Origin of the sequence: Salmonella sp. SSDFZ69 (assembly GCF_004010755.1) — a bacterium.
Lineage (GTDB): Bacteria > Pseudomonadota > Gammaproteobacteria > Enterobacterales > Enterobacteriaceae > Salmonella > Salmonella enterica.
Genome location: NZ_CP034831.1, coordinates 1,385,874 through 1,409,170, shown reverse-complemented (window position 1 = coordinate 1,409,170; position 23,297 = coordinate 1,385,874). Strand labels below are relative to the sequence as shown.

Genomic DNA, 23,297 nt, shown 5'->3' with positions numbered 1-23,297 from the left:
TTATTTACCTAACGGGCGCGGGCGGCCAATCAGATATCCCTGCAAACTGTGTACGCCAAGCTGCAATAGCAGATCGCGCTGCGCAGGCGTTTCAACAAACTCAGCCACGACGCTCAACGATTTCGCTTTCGCTAAATCAGTGATGGATTTCACGATCATCGCATCCAGGGAGTCCGTCAGAATATCTTTTACGAAACAGCCGTCGATTTTAATGATGTCCGCCTTGAGGCGTTTTAGCCGTTCATAGTTTGCATAACCGGTGCCGAAATCATCAATGGCGATTTTTAGGCCAAACTTACGCAGCTGGTTGATATTGTGCATACTGATTTCGGAATGAGAGAAGGCCTGTTCTTCAGTAATTTCGATGATGACCGAAGCAGGCGGGACGCCATAGCGTTTAAAAAGCTGCATAATGCGCGACGCCGTCTCTTTTTGCAGCAGCGTCAGCGGCATCAAATTAACCGAAAAACGCGCCCCCTGCTCCGCCGAAGGATGCGCGGACAACCATTGCAGGAGCGCTTCCATCACCTGCATATCAAACCGTACGCTCAGGTTAAACTGGGCGATAAGCGGAATGAACTGATTCGGCATCATGATACCGTCGTCGCACCGAAGCCGCGTCAGAATCTCGTCATACCCTTTTCCCTGCGCGTCGCGAATGGGTTGCGCATACAAAACCAGCGCGCCGCGCTCCAGCGCCTGACGGATTTTCTGCAACCGTAGCACCCGTTCCGTCGTCTGCCCGGAAGCGGCTTCAATACTCTGGGTCAGTGCAAGCACCCGACGATGCGAGCAGGATTGCTCCGCCAGCCAGCTTAATTGCCCCAACAGCGGTTGCAAGGTTTCCTGGCGACCATCGAATGTTCCCCACGATGCGCCGTATTCCATGTCCAGACCGGTATTGTTCCAGTAAATTTTGCGGTTATTAAGCACATTGAGCATATATTGCAGGCGGGCTTCCGTCTCCGGTCCCGTCAATACCAGCAATAATTCACTGCCCGGCAGATGGAAAATTTTCTCCTTTTCCAGCAGCAGCGGCTGCAACACGCGAAACACCTCGCGTTCGCAATGCACGCGCATCTGCATACCGTAATGACGGCTCAGAAATTCCAGGTTTTCCATGCGTAGATAACACACGCTTTGCCCGGCATCCTGTAAAAGAAACTGCTCCAGCGCGCGCAGGTTAGGCAGTTGCGTCAACGGATCGGTCAATGCCTGCGAGTGCCACTGTCGATTCAACCATTCGCTACGCTGATTAATCCGCGCCATGTACAACAAACAAATACTAAAAGAAATGAGAACTGAAAGGATAAATGCCAGCGAATATTCTGAGCCCACGCCCTGCAGAAAATTGCGGTTATAGCTAAGCAGGAATAGCGCAGTGAGAGCCCAACTAAAATTCAACAGCGGATAGCTGATTTTCCCCACGCCGATGGTAAATCCAATAAACAGAACTGGCACCAGATAGCCAGCAATATACTTTGTCTCGAAAGGCGTACACAGCACCGCTAATAGCGTCGCCAGAGTGGCAAACCAGAGAAGCGTAAACAGGCGTTTTTCTTTGGCGAGATAAGGAGCGACATCCCTCCGCCAGAAAATACGAGTATAGTGCGGGCTGACTATCATCCGCAGCGGATAATAGAAAAAGAGGGTAAAAATAAGCGCGGCAGAAATCAGACTCAATAAATCAACAATCGAGAAAATAGCGGTGCCGGTGCCAAAGAAGGTAGAGATTGTCACCGGGAAAGCCAGGTAGTGCCCCGCCAGATGCATACTGATTTTTATGCCAAACGGCGTCATTAACCCTAACCAGAAAACGCGTAGCCAGATGCCTTGGTTGGGTATTCCGTAGCGCCAGCGCGCGCCCAGCTGCCAGCGTACGATAGCGCAAACCAGCAATACGGGAAACGTCTGGCAAAATAGCAGCACCATCGCCTGTGGCAGTGGTAAATGAAAATTCCATTCATTAGTCAACATCATTCCGCCTACCATCGGCGCGACGCCACGGCGGCCAAATAAGAACAGCACGGAAAACATGACGCAGAGCGGTAGCCAGGCCAGAAAGATATAGCTGGAATCAATTGTGGCGCGGGGAGAAATGAGACGGGATAGCAGAACAGCCGGAACAGTCAGGCAGAAAGCCAGTAAAAATATTTTTATATTTTTTAATACGTTACACTTATCCAGCATTGCTTTAATGCTCACATCATTATATAAGGCGCATGAATAATAAGTATATTCGCATTATGAAGCAATCTAACAAAAGCTCATATTGACCGCAAAAGCAGCGGCAAACAAACGCACCTGAAGAGCAGATCAGACGCCATGAATTTTGTGACAAAAAGCAAAAACCCCCGCTTTTCAGCGAGGGTTTGAATATTGGTGGAGCTAAGCGGGATCGAACCGCTGACCTCTTGCATGCCATGCAAGCGCTCTCCCAGCTGAGCTATAGCCCCATAGTGCTTTTACGTATACGCCAAATTTATCGGGAGTAAATTTGGTGGAGCTAAGCGGGATCGAACCGCTGACCTCTTGCATGCCATGCAAGCGCTCTCCCAGCTGAGCTATAGCCCCACTACGTAAAGCTTGTCGAGTTGACGGGCGGCATCATATGAATTCCCTCGGCATGTGTCAACGGCAAAATGAACTTGCCGAATTCAATCGCTGAAAAAGCATTCAAATAAAGGACATTGCGGCACAACTCGCATTCAGTAGTTAAACACGTCACGGTTTCGACTAAAATGGTGCTATAAAATGAACCACTAATTAACCCCACGACTATTCAGGGAATCGTTATGTTCAAGGAACGGATGACGCCAGAAGAACTCGCTAATCTCACCGGTTACAGCCGACAAACCATCAATAAATGGGTACGGAAAGAAGGCTGGGCAACATCGCCCAAACCTGGCGTCCAGGGCGGTAAAGCCCGTCTGGTTCATGTAAACGAACAGGTTCGTGAATATATCCGCAGCGCTGAACGTTCAGTTGACCATCACGCAGACACATTTACGCCTGCCAGCAACGCATCGCTTGAAGCGCTGCTCATGACGCTTGCCAAAGAGATGACCTCATCCGAGCAGAAACAGTTTACCTCTCTCCTCGTGCGTGAAGGGATTACCGGTTTGTTACAACGCTTAGGGATACGCGATAGCAAATAATATGAAAAGATTACGCAGTAAAATGACCACTGAAGAGCTGGCTGAATGCCTCGGCGTGGCCAGACAAACCGTCAATCGCTGGATCAGAGAACAACACTGGAAAACCGAAAAATTTCCCGGCGTCAAAGGCGGACGCGCAAGACTCATCCATATTGATGCCAGCGTGCGGGAGTTTATTCTCAATATTCCGGCTTTTCGCAAACTGCCTGCGTTTTATCAGGCGGAAGAGGCTTTCGCAGAATATGCGAACGCGGCGCACAGTCATGCTTATCGACAAATTATTGATGCCGTTGAAAATATGTCTGCTCAGGAACAGGAAAAACTGGCGCTGTTTTTATCGCGGGAAGGTATTCGCGGATTTCTGACGCGTTTAGGTATCAATGAGGCGGACTAACAAAGAATAAACGGCAGGCGTCTGCCCTGCCGTTTATTCTGTTTCAGCTGGCGTTACTGCTGGCTTTCACGCTCGGCGATAAAGCCCAGCGCTTTGTTGATGCGCTCAATGCTGCGGGTTTTACCAATCGCATGTACGGTGACATCCAGCGCAGGCGACTGCCCGGCACCGGTCACAGCCACACGCAGCGGCATCCCTACTTTACCCATCCCCACTTCCAGCTCATCCGCCGTGGCCTGAATCGCGTGGTGGACGTTTTCTGCTGACCAGTCCGTAATCGCCGACAGTTTGTCGCGCACCACTTCCAGCGGCTGACGCGCCACCGGGCGGAGGTGTTTTTTCGCCGCATCGGCGTCAAACTCGCTGAAGTCTTCATAGAAGTAGCGGCAGCTCTGCGCCATCTCTTTCAGAGTTTTGCAGCGCTCGCCCAGCAACTTCACCAGTTCAGCAAGCTGCGGGCCGTTACGGGTGTCGATATTTTCCTGCTCGATATGCCACTGCAAATGCGTCGCCACATATTCCGGCGCCAGCGTATTGATATAGTGGTGGTTCAGCCACAGCAGTTTATCAGTGTTGAACGCGCTCGCAGACTTGCTCACCGCACCGAGGGAGAACAGCTTGATCATCTCTTCACGGGTGAAGATCTCCTGATCGCCGCTGGACCAGCCCAGACGCACCAGATAGTTCAGCAACGCTTCCGGCAGATAACCGTCATCGCGATACTGCATCACGCTCACCGCACCGTGACGTTTAGACAGCTTTTTACCGTCGTCGCCGTTAATCATCGACACATGCGCGTACATCGGCACCGGCGCGTTTAACGCTTTCAGAATGTTAATCTGGCGCGGAGTATTGTTGATATGGTCTTCGCCACGAATCACATGGGTAATTTCCATATCCCAGTCGTCCACCACCACACAGAAGTTGTAGGTCGGCGAACCGTCGGTACGACGAATGATCAGATCGTCCAGCTCCTGATTGCTGAATTCGATCGGGCCACGGATCTGATCATCAAAAATAACGGAACCGTCCTGCGGGTTAGCAAAGCGCACCACGCATGGCTCATCGTCGGCATGATGTTCGTGGCTGTGACGGCAACGCCCGTCATAACGCGGCTTCTCGCCTTTCGCCATCTGATCTTCACGCAGTTGCTCCAGACGCTCTTTAGAGCAGTAGCATTTATAGGCTGTTCCCGCCTCCAGCATTTCATCAATAACAGCGTTGTAGCGATCAAAACGTTTGGTCTGGAAGTACGGGCCTTCATCCCATTCCAGATTCAGCCAGTTCATACCATCCATAATGGCTTCAATAGCTTCCGGCGTGGAGCGTTCGAGATCGGTGTCTTCAATACGCAGCACAAACTCACCGCCATGGTTACGTGCAAAAAGCCAGGAATAAAGAGCAGTACGCGCACCGCCGACGTGCAGGTAACCTGTCGGGCTTGGCGCGAAGCGAGTTTTGATTTTCATGAAATGGCCTTACGTTTATAAAGATGCCGACAACCGGCAAATCCAGGGAAGATTATCAGGCTCGTATTCTATCACTGTGGTCTGATTCCTCAATGTTGATCGGGTTGGAACATCACGCTTTGCCATTTTCGTATACAAATCATGCTACATGGATTGTTTTGCGATCGTTTTGTTTAATTTTACGACGAACAAACAAAAACTTTAGAAAATGCGTTGACTCATTTTCAACTCTCCCTATAATGCGACTCCACACAGCGGGGGTGATTAGCTCAGCTGGGAGAGCACCTCCCTTACAAGGAGGGGGTCGGCGGTTCGATCCCGTCATCACCCACCAACTACTTTATGTAGTCTCCGCCGTGTAGATAAGAAATTGAGAAGTGGGTGATTAGCTCAGCTGGGAGAGCACCTCCCTTACAAGGAGGGGGTCGGCGGTTCGATCCCGTCATCACCCACCACTTTCTCGCCAGCTAAATTTCTTATTGTGAAGTACCGAAGTGGGTGATTAGCTCAGCTGGGAGAGCACCTCCCTTACAAGGAGGGGGTCGGCGGTTCGATCCCGTCATCACCCACCACTTCGGGTCGTTAGCTCAGTTGGTAGAGCAGTTGACTTTTAATCAATTGGTCGCAGGTTCGAATCCTGCACGACCCACCAATGTAAAAAAGCGCCCTAAAGGCGCTTTTTTGCTATCTGCGATTTATAAGATTCGAACCTGCCGCAGGTTCGGGTCTTGCCTGATGCGCTGCGCTTATCAGGCCTACAGACGACACCGCACGCGTAGGCCGGATAAGACGTTAATCGCCATCCGGCACAGACGACACCGCACACGTAGGCCGGATAAGACGTTAGTCGCCATCCGGCACAGACATCATACCGTCAACGCCGCCACCAGTTTCTCCAGTGCTGGCGTTGCCTGCTGCTGGTCATACACAATATACAAATCCGCCGGAATACGTTCCTCTAACGGACGGAACACCACACCCGGCCAGCTCATTTGCGCATAGCCATCAGCCATCAACGTAATCCCGATCCCCATACTGATCATCGCCAACACCGTTTGCGGCTCAACCACTTCCCGAATAATCATTGGCGAGAAACCCGCCTGTTGGCATACACGTTGTAAAAATCCCCAATCAGAATGTACGGAAGGCAACGTAACAAAATATTCATTGCGCAACGCCGCCAACGGCACAGAATCTCTGGATGCCAGATCGTGATCTTCCGGAACTGCAACCATGAATGCAGATTCATGCAAACGTATGCTGGTAAAACCGACTGCCGGTTCGATAGCCATACGCCAGATCCCTGCATCAAGTTCCCGACGCTCTAACAACGCCATTTGCATACCTGGAGACTTTTCGCGAAAAAGTACTTCAACATTGGGATTTACTTTCAAAAAGTGACGCATCGCAGGACGCATTCTTCCCCACAGCGCCGTACCAACCACACCCAGTTCAATGCGCCCCGCTTCACCGCGACCAATCTGCTCCACTCGCGCCAGCGCCTGATTTGCATTGGCTAACAAGCGACGTGACTCCTCCATTAAAACTTTCCCGGCATGGGTTAATGCAACGCTGCGGGAATGACGAATAAACAGCAATGTACCCAGTTGCTGTTCAAGTTCTTTGATATGGATACTCAAGGGAGGTTGTGACATATTTAACCGGGCAGCAGCCCGGCCAAAATGCAATTCTTCTGCAACAGCGAGGAAATAACGTAATAGCTTTAGATCAATACGATGGGCTCGTTCCATCACTATCGCACTCTAGGAATAAGGGATAACGTCTGGAATTTACCATATTACCTAGTAAAAAATAGATTTAACGACAAGATACCCAATATACATAAATACAATAGATAATACCCCGGGTAAAACATTTGGTGCGGGAATAGGTATACGGCATAAAGTAAAAAATGCGCCAATACCAAATCCAATACCGGAGGAGAGAATAATTTCTTTCATGCTGTGTCCTTGTTCATAAAAATGGACTGGCGAACATCCTCTCGCCAGTCAAATAAAATTAATGTGCTAATGATTTGGTCGACAGTTTTTCTGGATGGTGCTGATATTTAAAGAACAATGCAAAAATAACGGCCAATGCCAGAGCGTAGGCGGCAAAGACCAGCCAGATGGTTTGCCAATCTTTTACGCCATCAATAGAAAAATAATCCACGGCCATACCGCTTAAAAGAGACCCAATCCAGGCCCCCACGCCGTTAACCATGGTCATAAACAGCCCCTGCGCGCTGGCGCGAATACTTGAGTCCACCTCCTGCTCTACAAATACTGACCCTGAGATGTTGAAGAAATCAAATGCGCAGCCATAAACAATCATCGACAGCAGCAGTAGCACAAAGCCAAACGGGGATGGATCGCCAAAGGCAAAGAAGCCGAAACGCAACGTCCACGCCAGCATACTCATCAGCATTACCGTTTTAATACCAAAGCGTTTAAGGAAGAACGGAATGGTGAGGATAAAGCCCACTTCCGCCATCTGCGAAACTGAAAGCAAGATAGAGGGATACTTCACCACAAAACTATCGGCAAACTCAGGATTACGGGCAAAATCATGCAGGAACGGATTACCGAAGACATTGGTAATTTGCAGCACCGCCCCCAACATCATCGCAAACAAAAAGAAGATTGCCATGCGTGGATTTTTAAACAGAACAAAAGCATCCAGTCCGAGCTTACTGACAAGCGTGGTGTTCGCCTTCTTCTCGGCTACCGGAATTTTCGGTAACGTCAGCGCATACAGGGCCAGCAATAACGATGCGCCAGAAGCGATGTATAATTGCGCACTGCTCAGTTCCAGCCCCATCAGGCTCACCGTCCACATCGCAACAATAAAACCTATTGTGCCGAAAACGCGCACGGGCGGAAATGACGTTACCGGATCCTGACCTGCTTTCGCCAGACAGGAGTACGAAACGCTATTGGATAATGCAATCGTTGGCATATACGCCATCGCATTAACCAACATCACCCAGAACATCGTCTGGGGATCGGTAACGGTGGTGGCGTATAATAACGCCCCCGCGCAAACCAGATGGCAAAACATATAGGCTCGCTCAGCGCGCAGCCATTTATCAGCAATGATCCCCATAATGCCCGGCATGATAATCGCTGCCAACCCTTTTGAGCTGTAGACCATACCGACATTCGCGCCGGTAAAATCCAGAGTGTTGATCATGTAAGAGCCCAGGGTAACCAGCCAGCTCCCCCAGATAAAATATTGCAAGAACGACATGACTTTTAAGCGGGACGTAATACCCATTTTTTATTCCTTGCCGTGAGATAAAGCCCCAATACGGGGCCGTAGTCATTGTGTTTAGGCCAGCTTACGTAAAAAGCCGCAAATCAGATTTATAAAGTTCTGCCGGGAAAGTTCAGCCGCCGCCAGCGTTTGCGCATGGGAGAGTTTTACATCGCCCAGCCCTTCCGCCAGATTGGTGATCGCTGAGACGGCAACAACTTTGAGACCACAATGACGTGCGCTAATCACCTCAGGGACAACGGACATTCCGACCACATCGCCGCCAATAATCTGCATCATGCGGATTTCTGCCGCCGTTTCGAAGTTCGGACCCGGATAAGAAACAAATACGCCTTCAGTGAGGGGGAATCCCTCCTCTACCGCAACGGACTGAAGCATGGCGCGATAATCTGCGTCATAAGCATTAGCCAGCGAGAAGAAGCGATCGCCATAACGATCATCGTTTGGCCCCACCATCGGCGTACCGGGCATCGTATTAATGTGATCGCTAAGTGCAACCAGGCTACCCGGCCCCACTTCCGGACGCAGAGATCCTGCCGCATTGGTGCAGAACAACACTTCACAGCCCAGTAATTTCAACGTGCGAATGGCATCGGTCATCACCGCCATTCCACGCCCTTCATAAAAATGTCCGCGGCCTTTCATACAGGCCACCGGAACACCCGCCAGATGGCCGAGCACCAGTTCACCAGCATGGCCGTGTACGGTGCTGACGGGAAATCCCGGCAATTTCTCGTAAGAAATGGCTACCGCATCTTCGATTTGATCCGCCAGAGCACCCAACCCGGAGCCTAAAATAAACGCGACTCGCGGGGTAAATGCCGGTTTATGTGCATGAATAATATCAATACAATACTCAGGATTATGAGAAAAAAGAGCGTGAGGCATAAGTTTCCTTGTTCTATCGGATTTAATTTGACTCCTTTTTATAACGACCATCGCCCCTTGCTGACCAATACACTTTTCACGTGTCATCAATAGCCATTTAATATCGATAGATTTAGATCGCTTCTGTATTAATACAGAGGGAAAACAGTATTGGTTTTTGCTTACACTTCATATTAACAATATGCCGCTTTCATATTTATAAATTGCCTCTTTTTAATTAACCCATTAATAATTATCGGCATAGGGAAATATGCTATGAAAAAAATTCTTACTCTGACGCTTTCTTCTTTACTCATTATTCCCGCACTCACCCATGCGGAATTTAAAGGCGGGTTCGCCGATATCGGCCTCCATTACCTCGACTGGACATCAGACACCACGGAAAAAACCAGTAAAAAATCCCATAAAGATGATTTTGGGTACCTGGAACTGGAAGGCGGAGCGAATTTTAGCTGGGGAGAAATGTACGGGTTCTTCGACTGGGAAAATTTTTACAATGGCCGCCACGCTAAACCAGGCAGCGAACAGCGTTACACCTTTAAAAATACCAACCGTATTTATCTGAGCGATACAGGATTAAACCTCTATCTCCATGCCTACGGGACGTACGGTTCACCTCATCGCGCTAATTTCCATGATGACATGTTTCTCTATGGTTTAGGCTATAACTTCACAGGTAACGGTTACTGGTTTAAACCCTTCTTTGCCAAACGTTATACCGATCAGACCTACTACACAGGCGATAATGGTTATGTATTAGGTTGGGTGGCCGGCTATAGCTTCTCGTTGGGTAGTGAGAAATTCAGCGTAACGAACTGGAATGAGTATGAGTTTGACCGCGATGCGTCCTACGCTGCGGGCAATGGCGGGAAAGATGGCATTAATGGCGCAGTAGCGCTGTGGTGGAATGCGACTCCTCACCTGACCGCAGGAGTACAATATCGTTACGCTGATAATAAGTTAGGAGAATCCTTCCTGCAGGATGGCATTATTTATTCCATCAAATACCTGTTTTAACACACTGCCCTGTCAAAAATGGCAGGGCAAGACCGCACCTCACACACGGACAGATAGATATTTATAGCTGATACAGCGGATCTTTCGCCCTCGCGGCGGTTAATTCGCTGGCCTGAGTACGCACCACGTCCCACAACGCCTGCGCCGCCGTGGAGAGCGATCGGTTTTTTCGCCGCGCCAGCATGAGCTGCCTTTCAACTACGGGCGTCAGCCGTTTAACCTGTAAGTGGCTGCCCTGCGGGAGCGGTAACGCCAGCGCGGGCAGCACGCTGATGCCGATTCCCGCTTCCACCATTGGAAACAGCGTGGCCGGGTGACCAATCTCCTGCACGATATCCGCCTCAATAGCAAAATGGGCCAGCGCCGCATCAATCAGCGGTCGACTGCCGGAAGCATAATCCTGTAAGACCAGCGACGCCTGTTTAAGATCCTGCCAGCTCACCCATTCCTGATGCGCCAGCGGATGATCCTGGCGACACAACAGTAAAAAAGGCTCTGATAAGATGGCTTCACACTGTAAATCCACCGCTGCGCCGGGATCGATAACGATGCCAAAATCCACTTCACCCTGGCGGATGCTCTCCAGCACCCACTGCTGCGGACGATCGTGCAATACAAAATCAATAGCGGGATAAAGTGAATTACTTTGGGCAATGCATTGCGGAATAAGATGCGCAGAAATGGTTTGGCTCGCGGCAACGCGCACGGTGCCGGTTAATTGTGTCCCTACTCTGCCTGCATCGCGCAGTATGCTGTTCAGTTCATCAAGCACCCGCTCCAGACGCGTCGCCAGTTGTTGCCCCGCCTCGGTCAGCACCACCTCACGCGTGGTGCGATCCAGCAGTCTGACGCCGGTTTGCCGCTCCAGCTCTTTTACGCTATGACTGACCGCAGACTGGCTCAGTCCAATCCTGACCCCTGCCCGACTGAAACTTTTGGCCTGGGCGACGGTAATAAAAATACGCAGTTGACGCAGTGAATAGTTCATCGACTAGATTCATATATAGATGCAATAAATCAATTTTATTTCTCAAAGCGAAAAACGCAAAATAGCTGCACCGACTTTCAGGAGTTTTTATGAAACTTTTTCGTATCCTTGACCCTTTCACGCTGACACTTATCACCGTGGTACTACTGGCCTCTTTTTTCCCGGCGGAAGGCAGCTTTGTGCCTGTCGTTGAAGGCATTACGACAGCGGCCATCGCTCTGCTGTTTTTTATGCATGGCGCGAAGCTTTCGCGTGAAGCGATCATCGCTGGCGGCAGCCACTGGCGGTTGCATCTGTGGGTCATGTGCAGCACTTTTGTGCTCTTTCCTGTCCTCGGCGTACTGTTTGCCTGGTGGGCGCCTGTCAATGTCGACCCTATGCTCTACAGCGGCTTTCTGTATCTGTGCATTTTGCCCGCCACCGTGCAGTCGGCGATTGCGTTTACTTCACTCGCGGGCGGTAACGTCGCGGCCGCGGTGTGCTCAGCGTCTGCGTCCAGTCTGCTGGGCATTTTCCTGTCGCCGCTGCTGGTCGGTCTGGTAATGAATATTCATGGCGCGCAGGGCAGTCTGGAAGAGGTGGGCAAAATTATGCTGCAACTGCTGCTGCCTTTTGTGCTGGGACACCTGTCTCGCCCGTGGATCGGCAACTGGGTCGCGCGCAACAAAAAGTGGATCGCGAAAACAGATCAGACCTCTATTTTGCTGGTGGTCTACTCGGCGTTCAGCGAAGCGGTGGTCAATGGCATCTGGCACAAAGTCGGCTGGGGATCGCTGCTGTTTATCGTCGTGGTCAGTCTCATACTGTTGGCGATCGTCATCGCTATTAACGTCTTTGTCGCCCGTAAATGCGGCTTCAATAAAGCCGACGAAATCACTATTGTTTTCTGCGGTTCGAAAAAAAGCCTGGCCAACGGGATCCCGATGGCCAATATTCTGTTTCCGACGTCAGTGCTGGGTATGATGGTATTACCGCTGATGATCTTCCACCAGATCCAACTGATGGTCTGCGCAGGGCTGGCGCGGCGCTACAAACGCCAGACCGAGAAGTTACAGGCGCAGCAGGAAAGCCGCGCCGCGAAAGCTTAAAGCGGGCGTTTCAGGGGCTGCACCAGTTGCGTCAGCCCCTCGGTTTTAATCAGCAGCGTGATTTGCATCAATTCCCCCAGTTTACCCGCCGGAAATTGATCTTTACGGGCAAACCACAGCAAATACTCTTCCGGAAGGTCGATCAATCGACGTCCCTGATATTTGCCGAACGGCATCACGGTGTTGGCGATGTCAACCAGCTGCTCTTTTTCCATCTCAGGCACCCAGCAAGCGGATCATTTCCGCTTCATCAATCACGGTAATACCCAGTTCCTGCGCTTTGGCAAGTTTGGAACCCGCGGCTTCACCGGCAATCACCAGATCGGTTTTCTTCGATACGCTGCCTGCCACTTTCGCGCCAAGCGCCACTAAACGCGCTTTAGCGTCATCGCGGGACATCTGGCTCAGGCTACCGGTTAGTACCACGGTTTTACCGGCAAACGGGCTATCGATCTCTTGCACATTAATGACTACCGGCGCGGGCCAGTGAACCCCTTCCGCCAGTAGCTGCCCAATCACATCACGATTACTCTCTTCGGCAAAAAAGTTAAAGACGTGCGTAGCGACCACAATTCCCACGTCAGGTACTTTCTGCAACTCGTCAATCGTGGCGGCCTGCAGCGCCTCCAGCGTACCGAAATAAGCCGCCAGCCCCGCCGCCGTCGCTTCACCCACTTCACGGATGCCCAGCGCATAGAGAAAACGCGCAAAGGTCGTCGCTTTGGCTTTTTCCAGCGCGTTTACAACATTTTGCGCGGACTTTGGCCCCATTCGGTCCAGGCCGGTCAGTTTACCCGCCGTCAGACGGAACAGATCCGCTGGCGTATGGACATACTCCCTTTCCACCAGTTGGTCGATGATCTTATCGCCCATCCCGTCTACATCCATCGCCCGGCGCGACACAAAATGTTTCAGCGACTCTTTACGCTGCGCGCCGCAAATCAGCCCGCCGGTACAACGGGTAACGGCTTCGCCTTCGACGCGCTCTACGTCCGATCCGCACACCGGACAGTGCGTTGGAAACACAATCGGACGCGTCTCTTCAGGGCGTTCAGACAGAACCACGTTGACCACCTGAGGGATCACATCGCCTGCCCGACGGATAACCACCTTATCGCCAATGCGCAAGCCAAGCCGCTCAATTTCATCGGCATTATGCAACGTGGCATTGCTGACCAGCACACCAGCCACCTGAACCGGTTCCAGACGCGCCACCGGCGTAATCGCCCCGGTACGCCCTACCTGAAACTCAACGTCGCGCACAAAAGTCATCTGCTCCTGAGCAGGAAATTTAAACGCCACCGCCCAGCGCGGCGCGCGGGCCACAAAGCCCAGCTGTTCCTGCAAAGCCAGCGAGTTGACCTTAATCACCACGCCGTCGATATCAAAACCGAGCGTGGGGCGATCTTTTTCGACGTTGTGATAAAAATCCAGTACCTCCTGGGGAGAATCGCACAGCGTCACGCGATCGCTGACCGGTAACCCCCACGCTTTAAATTGCAGCAAACGCCCCAGATGCGTATCCGGCAACTCGCCGCCTTCCAGAATACCGACGCCGTAGCAGAAAAATGTTAGCGGTCGCTTCGCCGTAATACGCGGATCGAGCTGACGCAGCGAGCCCGCCGCCGCGTTACGCGGGTTAGCAAACACTTTGCCGCCAGTGCGGCGCGCGTCTTCATTGATCTTTTCAAACCCGGCCTGCGGTAAAAATACCTCTCCGCGAACTTCAAGACGCGCCGGAATGTTATCGCCGTGCAGCTTTAACGGAATGGCGCGAATCGTGCGCACGTTTGAAGTGATATCTTCACCGGTGGTGCCGTCGCCACGCGTCGCAGCGCTCACCAGCACGCCGTTTTCATACAGAATGCTGACCGCCAGGCCATCCAGCTTTAGCTCGCAGCACCAGATGACATTTTCCGTGCTTTTTAGACGATCCTGCACTCGCTTGTTAAACGCCAGGAAGCTTTCTTCATCAAATACGTTATCGAGCGACAGCATCGGTACTTCATGGCGAATCTGGTTGAATGCCGTCAGCGGCGCCGCGCCAACGCGCTGCGTGGGCGAATCCGGCGTGATAAGGTCCGGACGTTGCGCCTCCAGCTCTCGCAGTTCCCGCATCAGGCGGTCATATTCGGCGTCGGGAATCTCGGGCGCATCCATCACATGATACAGATATTCATGATGGCGAAGCGTGGTTCGCAGTTCTGTCAGTTGTTGTTCGATTGGTTCCATATCACACCATCAATGATAAAAAACCCCCGACAGGCGGGGGTTACGTTAAAAATGTCACACCTGCGTTAACCTCAGGCGTTAGCGTCCATCACCTCGCGGATGCGGTCCTGATATTCGCGCAGTTTCTGCGGCGTCATCATCCGACGCTGGTCATCCAGCACGACGCCGCCGACCTCATCAGCGATATGCTGCGCGGATTGCAGCATCAGCTTGAAGTTCTGCAGCGCATCGCCGTAAGACGGTACCTGCATAAAGATAGTGACGCCAGGCGTAGTGAAGTCCGTCATTTCAGGATCGAACGTTCCCGGATTGACCATATTCGCGAGACTGAACAAGGCCGGGCCGCTGCCGTCCGGGCTCAAATGACGATGGAAAATATTCATATCGCCAAATTTAAAGCCTGACTGCTGAATACTGTTCAGTAACACTTCACCATTAAGCTCGCTGCCATGATGGGCCGCGACGTTCATAATGATGACCGCCTCTTTACGCTGCGGTTTTTCCACAACCGGCGCTTCTTCCACTACCGGTTCCGCCTCAACCACAGGTTCCGCAGGCTGGAAGGTTTGCGCTGATGGCGGCGGCGCGGGCTGCGCAACAGGCTGCGGCGCTTGCGACGGCGGTGCAGGCTGCTGTTGCGGCGGCTGTACCGGCGGCGCAGATGGCTGAACCTGCTGAGGCTGCGGCGCAGGTTGGACCGGTTGCTGAACCGGCTGTTGCATCGGCGCTTGCGGCTGCGGCGGCGCCGCTGGACGCGGTTGCGCAGACGCATAAGGCGGCTGGTACTGGTGTTGCGGCGACTGACGAGGGGCATCATGCTCCTGCGACTGGCCGGGGGCATGATTTACGCGGTGAACACGAACTTCACCCACGCCTTCGTCTTCTTCGACATCGTCGTCATACGAGTCGTCGTCGCGTTTCGATTTCATGCGTTTTAGTGGACGATCGCGGAACATAGAAGATCGTTCTTTACGGCTGGTCCAGAAACCATGTACCAGTAAAGCGATTATGGCGATCGCGCCAACAATGATTAATATCAGACGCAAATCCTGCATCATTATATTCTCTGTTGTTCTAACACCTTGCCACCACGGCAAACATTTACTCACTAAGAGTATTTGCCGATTACGTCAAGTGCAAGTGTACTGTTGGCTTTCGCAGCATAAAGATGAAGGAAAATGTGCTTTTTGCTGTTTTTTCGAACATTTCCGAACTATCCACCGTCTGATAACCGGGTAAGATATCCCACGTTTACCCAGGGCTTTAAGAAAAAGGAGTATGTCCTGAATATGGTTTCATCATCCACAACCGTACCACGTAGCGGCGTCTATTATTTCTCGCAAGGATGGAAGTTAGTCACCCTACCGGGAATCCGCCGCTTTGTTATTTTACCTCTGCTAGTCAACATTGTGCTGATGGGCGGCGCATTTTGGTGGCTGTTTACCCAGCTTGACGCCTGGATACCTTCGTTGATGAGTCATGTGCCGGACTGGCTGCAATGGCTGAGCTATCTGCTGTGGCCGATTGCGGTTATTTCTGTTCTGCTGGTCTTTGGCTATTTTTTCTCTACCCTCGCCAACTGGATCGCCGCACCGTTTAACGGCCTTTTAGCCGAACAGCTTGAGGCGCGGTTAACCGGCGCCACGCCGCCAGATACCGGCATACTCGGCATCATGAAAGATGTACCGCGCATTATGAAACGTGAATGGCAAAAGCTGGCGTGGTATCTGCCGCGCGCTATTGTGCTGCTGGTTCTCTATTTTATTCCTGGCATTGGCCAAACCATCGCGCCGGTGCTGTGGTTTTTGTTCAGCGCCTGGATGCTGGCGATCCAGTATTGCGACTACCCGTTTGATAACCACAAAGTGCCGTTTAAAACGATGCGCGCCGCGTTGCGCACGCAGAAGGTGGCGAATATGCAATTTGGCGCGCTCACCAGCCTCTTTACGATGATTCCGGTGCTTAACCTTTTCATTATGCCTGTCGCCGTCTGTGGCGCGACGGCAATGTGGGTTGATTGCTGGCGTGCTAAGCACGCGTTATGGAAATAACGTAAAAATGTATAAATAAGAGATGGCTTATGCTGTCTCTTATTCCATACTGATAACCATTATTTCCCATCAGCATATAGATATGCGAAATCCTTACTTCCCCATATCTGGCTGGAAGGTATGCTGGGAAGGTATCCCAATTTCATACAGTTAAGGACAGGCCATGAGTAAGATTTATGAAGATAACTCGCTGACTATCGGTCATACGCCGCTGGTTCGACTGAACCGTATCGGTAATGGACGCATTCTGGCGAAGGTGGAGTCGCGCAACCCGAGCTTCAGCGTCAAGTGCCGTATCGGCGCCAATATGATTTGGGATGCCGAAAAGCGTGGCGTACTGAAACCTGGCGTGGAACTGGTCGAGCCGACCAGCGGCAATACCGGTATTGCGCTGGCGTATGTCGCCGCCGCGCGCGGTTACAAACTCACCCTGACCATGCCGGAGACCATGAGCATTGAACGCCGCAAGCTACTCAAAGCATTAGGCGCGAATCTGGTGCTGACCGAAGGGGCGAAAGGGATGAAAGGCGCGATTCAGAAAGCCGAAGAAATTGTCGCCAGCGATCCGCAAAAATATCTCCTGCTCCAGCAGTTCAGCAACCCTGCCAACCCGGAAATCCATGAAAAAACCACCGGCCCGGAAATCTGGGAAGACACCGATGGTCAGGTGGATGTGTTTATCTCCGGCGTCGGCACTGGCGGTACGTTAACTGGCGTCACGCGTTATATCAAAGGGACGAAGGGTAAAACCGATCTTATCACCGTTGCGGTAGAACCCACTGACTCCCCGGTTATCGCCCAGGCGCTGGCTGGTGAAGAAATCAAACCGGGTCCACATAAAATTCAGGGCATCGGCGCAGGCTTCATCCCGGGCAACCTGGATCTGAAACTGATTGATAAAGTGGTTGGCATCACCAATGAAGAAGCCATTTCTACCGCGCGCCGTCTGATGGAAGAGGAAGGTATTCTGGCGGGAATTTCTTCCGGCGCCGCGGTTGCTGCAGCGCTTAAGCTGCAGGAAGATGAAAGCTTTACCAATAAGAATATTGTGGTTATCCTACCTTCATCAGGTGAGCGTTATCTGAGCACCGCGTTGTTCGCCGATCTCTTTACTGAGAAAGAACTGCAACAGTGATGCCAGCATGTTAAAAACGCGTAAAAAAGCACCTTTTTGGGTGCTTTTTTGTGGCCTGCTTCAAACTTTCACCTCACCTGGCATTGATTCACCCTGCCGGAACTGGTATTTAACCAGACTAATTATTTTGATGCGCGAAATTAATCGTTACAGGAAAAGCGTTAGCTGAATCGATTTTATGATTTGGTTCAAATCTTCCTTTCGCGGCATAATGTTTAATGACGAGCGAAACGTCAGCGGCCATAAGTTGCCAGCAACGGATTGCGTAGAACACCTTTTGTGTCGCGTCCCGTTTACGCCGGCGCTAACAATACAGGCTAAAGTTGAGCCGCCAGGCTAGACTTTAGTTCCACAACACTAAACCTATAAGTTGGGGAAATACAATGTTCCAGCAAGAAGTTACCATTACCGCTCCGAACGGTCTGCACACCCGCCCTGCTGCTCAGTTTGTTAAAGAAGCAAAAGGCTTCACTTCTGAGATTACTGTGACTTCCAACGGCAAAAGCGCCAGCGCGAAAAGCCTGTTTAAACTGCAGACTCTGGGCCTGACTCAAGGCACCGTCGTCACCATCTCCGCAGAAGGTGAAGATGAGCAGAAAGCGGTTGAACATCTGGTCAAACTGATGGCGGAACTCGAGTAAGTTTTTTTCCGGGTTCTTTTAAAAATCAGTCACAAGTAAGGTAGGGTTATGATTTCAGGCATTTTAGCATCCCCGGGTATCGCTTTCGGCAAAGCACTGCTGCTGAAAGAAGACGAAATCGTCATTGACCGGAAAAAAATTTCTGCCGACAAGGTTGATCAGGAAGTTGAACGTTTTCTGAGCGGTCGTGCCAAGGCATCTGCGCAACTGGAAGCGATCAAGACAAAAGCTGGTGAAACGTTCGGTGAAGAAAAAGAAGCCATCTTTGAAGGGCATATTATGCTGCTCGAAGATGAGGAGCTGGAGCAGGAAATCATAGCCCTGATTAAAGATAAGCACATGACGGCTGACGCAGCCGCACATGAAGTTATCGAAGGTCAGGCTACTGCCCTGGAAGAACTGGATGACGAATACCTGAAAGAGCGTGCGGCTGACGTACGTGATATCGGTAAGCGCCTGCTGCGCAACATCCTGGGTCTGGCCATTATCGATCTGAGCGCGATTCAGGAAGAAGTTATCCTGGTTGCCGCTGACCTGACGCCGTCAGAAACCGCGCAGCTGAACCTGCAGAAAGTGCTGGGCTTCATCACCGACGCGGGCGGACGTACGTCTCATACCTCCATCATGGCGCGTTCTCTGGAACTGCCAGCGATCGTAGGTACCGGTAGCGTCACCTCTCAGGTGAAAAACGGCGACTATCTGATTCTGGATGCCGTAAACAACCAGGTTTACGTCAACCCGACCAACGATGTTATTGAGCAACTGCGCGCCGTCCAGGAGCAGGTTGCGACCGAGAAAGCGGAGCTCGCAAAACTGAAAGATCTGCCGGCAATCACGCTGGATGGACATCAGGTTGAAGTTTGCGCCAACATCGGTACCGTTCGCGACGTTGAAGGCGCTGAGCGTAACGGCGCGGAAGGCGTTGGTCTGTATCGTACTGAATTCCTGTTCATGGATCGCGACGCGCTGCCGACGGAAGAAGAGCAGTTTGCCGCCTATAAAGCGGTCGCTGAAGCGTGCGGCTCGCAGGCGGTTATCGTCCGTACCATGGACATTGGCGGCGACAAAGAGCTGCCGTACATGAACTTCCCGAAAGAAGAGAACCCGTTCCTGGGCTGGCGCGCCGTGCGTATCGCCATGGATCGCAAAGAGATCCTGCGTGACCAGGTTCGCGCGATTCTGCGTGCCTCCGCTTTCGGTAAATTGCGCATTATGTTCCCGATGATCATCTCTGTTGAAGAAGTTCGCGCGCTGCGCAAAGAGATTGAAATCTACAAACAGGAACTGCGTGACGAAGGTAAAGCATTTGACGAAAGCATTGAGATTGGCGTGATGGTGGAAACACCGGCTGCGGCGACAATTGCGCGTCATTTAGCCAAAGAAGTTGATTTCTTTAGTATCGGCACCAATGATTTAACGCAGTACACCCTGGCAGTTGACCGTGGTAATGATATGATTTCACACCTTTACCAGCCAATGTCACCGTCCGTACTGAACTTGATCAAGCAAGTTATTGATGCTTCTCATGCAGAAGGTAAATGGACTGGCATGTGTGGTGAGCTTGCAGGCGACGAACGTGCTACACTTCTGTTGCTGGGGATGGGTCTGGACGAATTCTCTATGAGCGCCATTTCTATCCCGCGCATTAAGAAGATTATCCGTAACACGAACTTCGAAGATGCGAAGGTGTTAGCAGAGCAGGCTCTTGCTCAACCGACAACGGACGAGTTAATGACGCTGGTTAACAAGTTCATTGAAGAAAAAACAATCTGCTAATCCACGAGATGCGGCCCAATTTACTGCTTAGGAGAAGATCATGGGTTTGTTCGATAAACTAAAATCTCTGGTTTCTGATGATAAGAAAGACACCGGAACTATTGAGATTGTTGCCCCGCTCTCTGGCGAGATCGTCAACATCGAAGACGTGCCGGATGTAGTTTTTGCTGAAAAAATCGTTGGTGATGGCATCGCTATCAAACCAACCGGTAACAAAATGGTCGCCCCTGTTGACGGCACCATCGGCAAAATCTTTGAAACCAACCATGCGTTCTCTATCGAATCCGATAGCGGCATTGAGCTGTTCGTTCACTTCGGTATCGACACCGTTGAGCTGAAAGGCGAAGGCTTCAAGCGTATTGCTGAAGAAGGTCAGCGCGTGAAAGTTGGCGATCCGGTCATCGAGTTCGATCTGCCGTTGCTGGAAGAAAAAGCCAAGTCTACCCTGACTCCGGTTGTTATCTCCAACATGGATGAAATCAAAGAACTGATCAAACTGTCCGGTAGCGTGACCGTGGGTGAAACTCCGGTTATCCGCATTAAGAAGTAATTCTTGCCGCAGTGAAGAATGGCGCCTTTGGGCGCCATTTTTTTTGCCTGTACTTGCGCCGCCATCCGGCGATGGTGCAGCGCACTGCCTGATGGCGCTACGCTTATCAGGCCTACAAGGTTGCGAACATTTCAGCGCCAATCCACGGGTTACAACTGCGAGGTCACCGGGCGAAAGCACTTCTCGCGCATCAGGATCTTCATCCCATCCGGGCCACTCTCCAGCATCCTGCGTTCGGAATCGGACACTTGCAACTCGCACTGATAGCCGCCAGTGATGCCAAACATCGCTCGCGCCACGCAGATATCTTCCAGCGCGTCCAGCCCGCTCGTTTCAAAATGCCCCACGATACGCCCCTGCTGGCGAACCACCAGCCGATAACTCTTCATCGCGCCTCCCCTGCCGGCGGCAGAATTAACTCATCACAGCCACACTGCTGTGTCCAGGTCATCACCTCCAGCACGCGCTGCGCCGCATCTTTTGCCGCGGTCGTCAGTTTTTTTCCCTGCACAATACCGCTGACCAGCTCGGCGCAGAAGAGATCTCCCGTCCCTTTTAACTCCGTCGCCACCCGCGGATGGGCAAAGACCTCCACGACCTGCGCGGTAACGACGGCAACCGTTATGGTCTCCAGAGATTCGCCCGGCGCGCTGGTGATAACCACCCATTTCAGCGTATCGGAAAGCAGCGATTGCGCCGCTGCCACCGCCTCTTCCAGCGTGCGACACGGTTTACCACTCAGCATCTCCAGCTCAAATACGTTCGGCGTTAGCCCCTGCGCCTGCGGCAACAAATGTGTGCGATAAGCCTGCGGAATTTCCGCCTGCACATACATTCCACTGTCGGTATCGCCAATGACCGGATCGACAAGAATACACACCTCCGGATGCGAAGCCCGGATCGCCATTAGCCACTTCGAAAGCAAGACAATTTGGTCTGCGCTGCCCATGTAACCGGTGGTAATCGCTTTTAATTCACGTAACGCATCGCGCTCATTCAACGCCGTAAGGTAGCCTGCAAACCACTCGGCGGGAATAATGCCGCCATAAAAGGTTTTATAGTGCGGCGTATTGCTGAATAGCACCGTCGGGACCGCCGTCACGCGTAATCCCTGCGCTTTAATGGCCGGAACAGCGATGCTGTTGCCTACGCTGCCGTACACGACCTGTGACTGGACGGCGACGATATCGGTCTGTAACGCCCGATGGTTGTCGTCGAAGAGCACTGACTGAATATCACTCTCTTGTCCCATAAAATTTTCCTCTCGCTGGACAGCAGGCTACCGCCTCATTATCATTGTCATATGCTAAAATTCATTTTGTCATAGGTCAATAATGATCGACGGAAAAACCGCTAACGAAATTTTTGACAGTATCCGTCAACACATTATCGCCGGCACGTTACGGGCGGAGGATTCGCTCCCGCCGGTACGGGAGCTGGCAAGCGAATTAAAGGTGAACCGCAATACCGTCGCAGCGGCGTATAAACGGCTGATAACGGCGGGACTGGCGCAAAGTTTAGGCCGCAATGGGACGGTGATTAAAGGCAGTCCGTCTCCCGTAGCGCTGGAAGGCGGCGATCCGCATACGCCTCTGCACGACCTTTCCGGCGGCAATCCAGATCCGCAGCGTCTGCCTGACCTTAGCCGTTATTTTGCCCGTCTCAGCCGCACGCCGCATCTCTACGGCGATGCGCCCGTTTCCCCTGAACTACACGCCTGGGCGGCGCGCTGGCTACGGGATGCCACCCCCGTCGCAGGCGAAATTGATATCACCAGCGGAGCTATCGACGCCATTGAAAGACTGCTTTGCGCGCATCTGCTGCCGGGCGACAGCGTCGCGGTGGAAGATCCCTGTTTTTTAAGCAGTATCAATATGCTGCGCTATGCCGGTTTTAGCGCCAGCCCGGTCAGTGTGGATAGCGAAGGAATGCAGCCTGAAAAGCTGGAACAGGCGCTAAACCAGGGCGCGCGGGCAGTGATCTTAACGCCGCGCGCGCACAACCCTACCGGCTGTAGCCTGAGCGCTCGCCGCGCCGCTGCGCTGCAAAATATACTGGCGCGTTACCCTCAGGTAGTGGTCATTATCGACGATCACTTCGCCCTGCTTTCTTCGTCGCCCTGGCAGCCGGTTATTGCGCAGACAACGCAACACTGGGCGGTGATACGCTCCGTTTCCAAAACCCTCGGCCCCGATTTACGTCTTGCTATTGTCGCCAGCGACAGCGCGACCTCGGCAAAACTTCGGCTGCGGCTAAATGCCGGTAGTCAGTGGGTCAGCCATCTGTTACAGGATCTGGTCTACGCCTGCCTGACCGACCCTGAGTATCAGCACAGGCTGACGCAAACGCGGCTGTTTTACGCCGCCCGGCAACAAAAACTGGCCCGCGCCCTACAGCAATATGGCATCGCCATTTCTCCCGGCGACGGCGTGAATGCCTGGCTCCCGCTGGACACCCATAGCCAGGCTACCGCGTTTACGCTGGCAAAATCCGGCTGGCTGGTACGTGAGGGAGAAGCCTTTGGCGTAAGCGCGCCGTCTCACGGTCTACGTATCACGCTGTCGACATTAAATGACAGCGAGATCAACACGCTGGCGGCTGATATCCATCAGGCGCTAAATCGCTAACAGGAGT

Annotated in this window: 22 protein-coding genes and 6 tRNA genes; 14 read left to right on the top strand and 14 right to left on the bottom strand. The window is 52.1% G+C overall.

The window, feature by feature from the left end; genetic code table 11:
• The 3 genes from EOS98_RS06920 to EOS98_RS06910 all read right to left on the bottom strand — a co-directional run bounded on the left by EOS98_RS06920 (position 1) and on the right by EOS98_RS06910 (position 2,574).
• Positions 1–2,190, bottom strand: a complete 2,190-nt coding sequence (locus EOS98_RS06920) for a sensor domain-containing phosphodiesterase (protein WP_126524421.1) — start codon at positions 2,188–2,190, stop codon at positions 1–3.
• Between the two features lie 190 nt (positions 2,191–2,380).
• Positions 2,381–2,456: transfer RNA gene (locus EOS98_RS06915), tRNA-Ala, on the bottom strand.
• 42 nt (positions 2,457–2,498) lie between these two features.
• A tRNA-Ala gene (locus tag EOS98_RS06910) sits at positions 2,499–2,574 on the bottom strand.
• A 221-nt stretch (positions 2,575–2,795) separates the two neighbouring features.
• On the opposite strand from EOS98_RS06910, the gene EOS98_RS06905 reads away from it, so the two are divergent.
• Both EOS98_RS06905 and EOS98_RS06900 read left to right on the top strand, forming a co-directional pair.
• Complete coding sequence (locus EOS98_RS06905; RefSeq protein WP_000472034.1) at positions 2,796–3,158, top strand: MerR family transcriptional regulator; 363 nt, start codon at positions 2,796–2,798, stop codon at positions 3,156–3,158.
• Position 3,159: 1 nt separating this feature from the next.
• Positions 3,160–3,552, top strand: a complete 393-nt coding sequence (locus EOS98_RS06900; protein ID WP_000826514.1) for a MerR family transcriptional regulator — start codon at positions 3,160–3,162, stop codon at positions 3,550–3,552.
• 53 nt (positions 3,553–3,605) lie between these two features.
• Here EOS98_RS06900 and gltX read toward each other — a convergent pair whose 3' ends face one another.
• Positions 3,606–5,021 carry a glutamate--tRNA ligase gene (gene gltX / locus EOS98_RS06895; protein WP_126523932.1) on the bottom strand — a complete coding sequence of 472 codons (1,416 nt, stop codon included), beginning with the start codon at positions 5,019–5,021 and terminating at the stop codon, positions 3,606–3,608.
• Between the two features lie 258 nt (positions 5,022–5,279).
• Between gltX and EOS98_RS06890 the strand changes: the two genes are divergently transcribed.
• The 4 genes from EOS98_RS06890 (at position 5,280) to EOS98_RS06875 (ending at position 5,673) form a co-directional block, all read left to right on the top strand.
• Positions 5,280–5,355: transfer RNA gene (locus tag EOS98_RS06890), tRNA-Val, on the top strand.
• A 45-nt stretch (positions 5,356–5,400) separates the two neighbouring features.
• Positions 5,401–5,476 (top strand) — tRNA-Val (locus EOS98_RS06885).
• Positions 5,477–5,517: 41 nt separating this feature from the next.
• Positions 5,518–5,593, top strand: a tRNA-Val gene (locus tag EOS98_RS06880).
• 4 nt (positions 5,594–5,597) lie between these two features.
• Positions 5,598–5,673 (top strand) — tRNA-Lys (locus EOS98_RS06875).
• Between the two features lie 214 nt (positions 5,674–5,887).
• Here the strand turns inward: EOS98_RS06875 and EOS98_RS06870 are convergent.
• Genes EOS98_RS06870 through xapA form a run of 4 tightly spaced genes read right to left on the bottom strand, consistent with a single transcriptional unit; the run spans position 5,888 to position 9,185 of the window.
• Positions 5,888–6,772 carry a LysR family transcriptional regulator gene (locus EOS98_RS06870; protein ID WP_000438888.1) on the bottom strand — a complete coding sequence of 295 codons (885 nt, stop codon included), beginning with the start codon at positions 6,770–6,772 and terminating at the stop codon, positions 5,888–5,890.
• 51 nt (positions 6,773–6,823) lie between these two features.
• A complete protein-coding gene (locus tag EOS98_RS06865; protein WP_000658727.1) occupies positions 6,824–6,982 on the bottom strand; it encodes a XapX domain-containing protein in 159 nt (52 codons plus the stop codon).
• Positions 6,983–7,040: 58 nt separating this feature from the next.
• Positions 7,041–8,297 (bottom strand): nucleoside permease, encoded by a 1,257-nt coding sequence (locus tag EOS98_RS06860; RefSeq protein WP_126523931.1) that lies wholly within the window; start codon positions 8,295–8,297, stop codon positions 7,041–7,043.
• A gap of 54 nt (positions 8,298–8,351) precedes the next feature.
• Positions 8,352–9,185, bottom strand: coding sequence for a xanthosine phosphorylase (gene xapA, locus EOS98_RS06855; protein ID WP_020899062.1), 834 nt, complete (start codon positions 9,183–9,185; stop codon positions 8,352–8,354).
• A gap of 255 nt (positions 9,186–9,440) precedes the next feature.
• On the opposite strand from xapA, the gene EOS98_RS06850 reads away from it, so the two are divergent.
• Positions 9,441–10,202 carry an outer membrane protein OmpK gene (locus tag EOS98_RS06850; protein ID WP_000722930.1) on the top strand — a complete coding sequence of 254 codons (762 nt, stop codon included), beginning with the start codon at positions 9,441–9,443 and terminating at the stop codon, positions 10,200–10,202.
• Between the two features lie 61 nt (positions 10,203–10,263).
• Here EOS98_RS06850 and EOS98_RS06845 read toward each other — a convergent pair whose 3' ends face one another.
• Positions 10,264–11,190 carry a LysR family transcriptional regulator gene (locus EOS98_RS06845; RefSeq protein WP_024157186.1) on the bottom strand — a complete coding sequence of 309 codons (927 nt, stop codon included), beginning with the start codon at positions 11,188–11,190 and terminating at the stop codon, positions 10,264–10,266.
• An 89-nt stretch (positions 11,191–11,279) separates the two neighbouring features.
• Here EOS98_RS06845 and EOS98_RS06840 point away from each other — a divergent pair, with 89 nt between their 5' ends.
• On the top strand, positions 11,280–12,278 hold the full coding sequence (locus EOS98_RS06840; RefSeq protein ID WP_000765580.1) for a bile acid:sodium symporter family protein: 999 nt from the start codon (positions 11,280–11,282) through the stop codon (positions 12,276–12,278).
• Here EOS98_RS06840 and EOS98_RS06835 read toward each other — a convergent pair.
• The 3 genes from EOS98_RS06835 to zipA form a co-directional block, all read right to left on the bottom strand.
• Entirely contained in the window at positions 12,275–12,493 is a 219-nt protein-coding gene (locus EOS98_RS06835) for a DUF3820 family protein (protein WP_104856774.1), read from the bottom strand. The genes EOS98_RS06840 and EOS98_RS06835 overlap by 4 nt on opposite strands.
• A gap of 1 nt (position 12,494) precedes the next feature.
• Positions 12,495–14,510, bottom strand: a complete 2,016-nt coding sequence (ligA, locus tag EOS98_RS06830) for an NAD-dependent DNA ligase LigA (protein ID WP_126523930.1) — start codon at positions 14,508–14,510, stop codon at positions 12,495–12,497.
• A gap of 71 nt (positions 14,511–14,581) precedes the next feature.
• Positions 14,582–15,568, bottom strand: a complete 987-nt coding sequence (gene zipA / locus EOS98_RS06825) for a cell division protein ZipA (protein WP_000983126.1) — start codon at positions 15,566–15,568, stop codon at positions 14,582–14,584.
• A 231-nt stretch (positions 15,569–15,799) separates the two neighbouring features.
• On the opposite strand from zipA, the gene cysZ reads away from it, so the two are divergent.
• From cysZ to crr, 5 genes are all read left to right on the top strand, one after another.
• The gene (gene cysZ / locus EOS98_RS06820) at positions 15,800–16,561 is read left to right on the top strand and encodes a sulfate transporter CysZ (RefSeq protein WP_000255008.1); all 762 of its coding nucleotides are present in this window, start codon (positions 15,800–15,802) and stop codon (positions 16,559–16,561) included.
• Between the two features lie 163 nt (positions 16,562–16,724).
• A complete protein-coding gene (gene cysK / locus EOS98_RS06815) occupies positions 16,725–17,696 on the top strand; it encodes a cysteine synthase A (protein ID WP_000036904.1) in 972 nt (323 codons plus the stop codon).
• Positions 17,697–18,079: 383 nt separating this feature from the next.
• Positions 18,080–18,337: a phosphocarrier protein Hpr gene (ptsH, locus tag EOS98_RS06810; RefSeq protein WP_000487600.1), complete on the top strand. Its 258-nt coding sequence runs from the start codon at positions 18,080–18,082 to the stop codon at positions 18,335–18,337.
• Positions 18,338–18,385: 48 nt separating this feature from the next.
• On the top strand, positions 18,386–20,113 hold the full coding sequence (gene ptsI / locus EOS98_RS06805) for a phosphoenolpyruvate-protein phosphotransferase PtsI (protein ID WP_000623118.1): 1,728 nt from the start codon (positions 18,386–18,388) through the stop codon (positions 20,111–20,113).
• A 40-nt stretch (positions 20,114–20,153) separates the two neighbouring features.
• Positions 20,154–20,663, top strand: coding sequence for a PTS glucose transporter subunit IIA (gene crr, locus EOS98_RS06800; RefSeq protein WP_000522253.1), 510 nt, complete (start codon positions 20,154–20,156; stop codon positions 20,661–20,663).
• Positions 20,664–20,812: 149 nt separating this feature from the next.
• Here crr and EOS98_RS06795 read toward each other — a convergent pair whose 3' ends face one another.
• Together EOS98_RS06795 and pdxK are read right to left on the bottom strand one after the other, a co-directional pair.
• Complete coding sequence (locus tag EOS98_RS06795; protein WP_000844541.1) at positions 20,813–21,052, bottom strand: hypothetical protein; 240 nt, start codon at positions 21,050–21,052, stop codon at positions 20,813–20,815.
• Complete coding sequence (pdxK, locus tag EOS98_RS06790; protein ID WP_000529613.1) at positions 21,049–21,915, bottom strand: pyridoxine/pyridoxal/pyridoxamine kinase; 867 nt, start codon at positions 21,913–21,915, stop codon at positions 21,049–21,051. The genes EOS98_RS06795 and pdxK overlap by 4 nt, the downstream gene beginning before the upstream one ends.
• Before the next feature lie 82 nt (positions 21,916–21,997).
• Here pdxK and ptsJ point away from each other — a divergent pair, with 82 nt between their 5' ends.
• The gene (gene ptsJ, locus EOS98_RS06785) at positions 21,998–23,290 is read left to right on the top strand and encodes a transcriptional regulator PtsJ (RefSeq protein WP_094964292.1); all 1,293 of its coding nucleotides are present in this window, start codon (positions 21,998–22,000) and stop codon (positions 23,288–23,290) included.
• Positions 23,291–23,297 lie beyond the last annotated feature (7 nt).

Bases quoted from the DNA above. Each gene is read 5' to 3' on its own strand.
- EOS98_RS06920 (WP_126524421.1), bottom strand. From the start codon at position 2,190: ATGCTGGATAAGTGTAACGTATTAAAAAATATAAAAATATTTTTACTG.
- EOS98_RS06905 (WP_000472034.1), top strand. From the start codon at position 2,796: ATGTTCAAGGAACGGATGACGCCAGAAGAACTCGCTAATCTCACCGGT.
- EOS98_RS06900 (WP_000826514.1), top strand. From the start codon at position 3,160: ATGAAAAGATTACGCAGTAAAATGACCACTGAAGAGCTGGCTGAATGC.
- gltX (WP_126523932.1), bottom strand. From the start codon at position 5,021: ATGAAAATCAAAACTCGCTTCGCGCCAAGCCCGACAGGTTACCTGCAC.
- EOS98_RS06870 (WP_000438888.1), bottom strand. From the start codon at position 6,772: ATGGAACGAGCCCATCGTATTGATCTAAAGCTATTACGTTATTTCCTC.
- EOS98_RS06865 (WP_000658727.1), bottom strand. From the start codon at position 6,982: ATGAAAGAAATTATTCTCTCCTCCGGTATTGGATTTGGTATTGGCGCA.
- EOS98_RS06860 (WP_126523931.1), bottom strand. From the start codon at position 8,297: ATGGGTATTACGTCCCGCTTAAAAGTCATGTCGTTCTTGCAATATTTT.
- xapA (WP_020899062.1), bottom strand. From the start codon at position 9,185: ATGCCTCACGCTCTTTTTTCTCATAATCCTGAGTATTGTATTGATATT.
- EOS98_RS06850 (WP_000722930.1), top strand. From the start codon at position 9,441: ATGAAAAAAATTCTTACTCTGACGCTTTCTTCTTTACTCATTATTCCC.
- EOS98_RS06845 (WP_024157186.1), bottom strand. From the start codon at position 11,190: ATGAACTATTCACTGCGTCAACTGCGTATTTTTATTACCGTCGCCCAG.
- EOS98_RS06840 (WP_000765580.1), top strand. From the start codon at position 11,280: ATGAAACTTTTTCGTATCCTTGACCCTTTCACGCTGACACTTATCACC.
- EOS98_RS06835 (WP_104856774.1), bottom strand. From the start codon at position 12,493: ATGGAAAAAGAGCAGCTGGTTGACATCGCCAACACCGTGATGCCGTTC.
- ligA (WP_126523930.1), bottom strand. From the start codon at position 14,510: ATGGAACCAATCGAACAACAACTGACAGAACTGCGAACCACGCTTCGC.
- zipA (WP_000983126.1), bottom strand. From the start codon at position 15,568: ATGATGCAGGATTTGCGTCTGATATTAATCATTGTTGGCGCGATCGCC.
- cysZ (WP_000255008.1), top strand. From the start codon at position 15,800: ATGGTTTCATCATCCACAACCGTACCACGTAGCGGCGTCTATTATTTC.
- cysK (WP_000036904.1), top strand. From the start codon at position 16,725: ATGAGTAAGATTTATGAAGATAACTCGCTGACTATCGGTCATACGCCG.
- ptsH (WP_000487600.1), top strand. From the start codon at position 18,080: ATGTTCCAGCAAGAAGTTACCATTACCGCTCCGAACGGTCTGCACACC.
- ptsI (WP_000623118.1), top strand. From the start codon at position 18,386: ATGATTTCAGGCATTTTAGCATCCCCGGGTATCGCTTTCGGCAAAGCA.
- crr (WP_000522253.1), top strand. From the start codon at position 20,154: ATGGGTTTGTTCGATAAACTAAAATCTCTGGTTTCTGATGATAAGAAA.
- EOS98_RS06795 (WP_000844541.1), bottom strand. From the start codon at position 21,052: ATGAAGAGTTATCGGCTGGTGGTTCGCCAGCAGGGGCGTATCGTGGGG.
- pdxK (WP_000529613.1), bottom strand. From the start codon at position 21,915: ATGGGACAAGAGAGTGATATTCAGTCAGTGCTCTTCGACGACAACCAT.
- ptsJ (WP_094964292.1), top strand. From the start codon at position 21,998: ATGATCGACGGAAAAACCGCTAACGAAATTTTTGACAGTATCCGTCAA.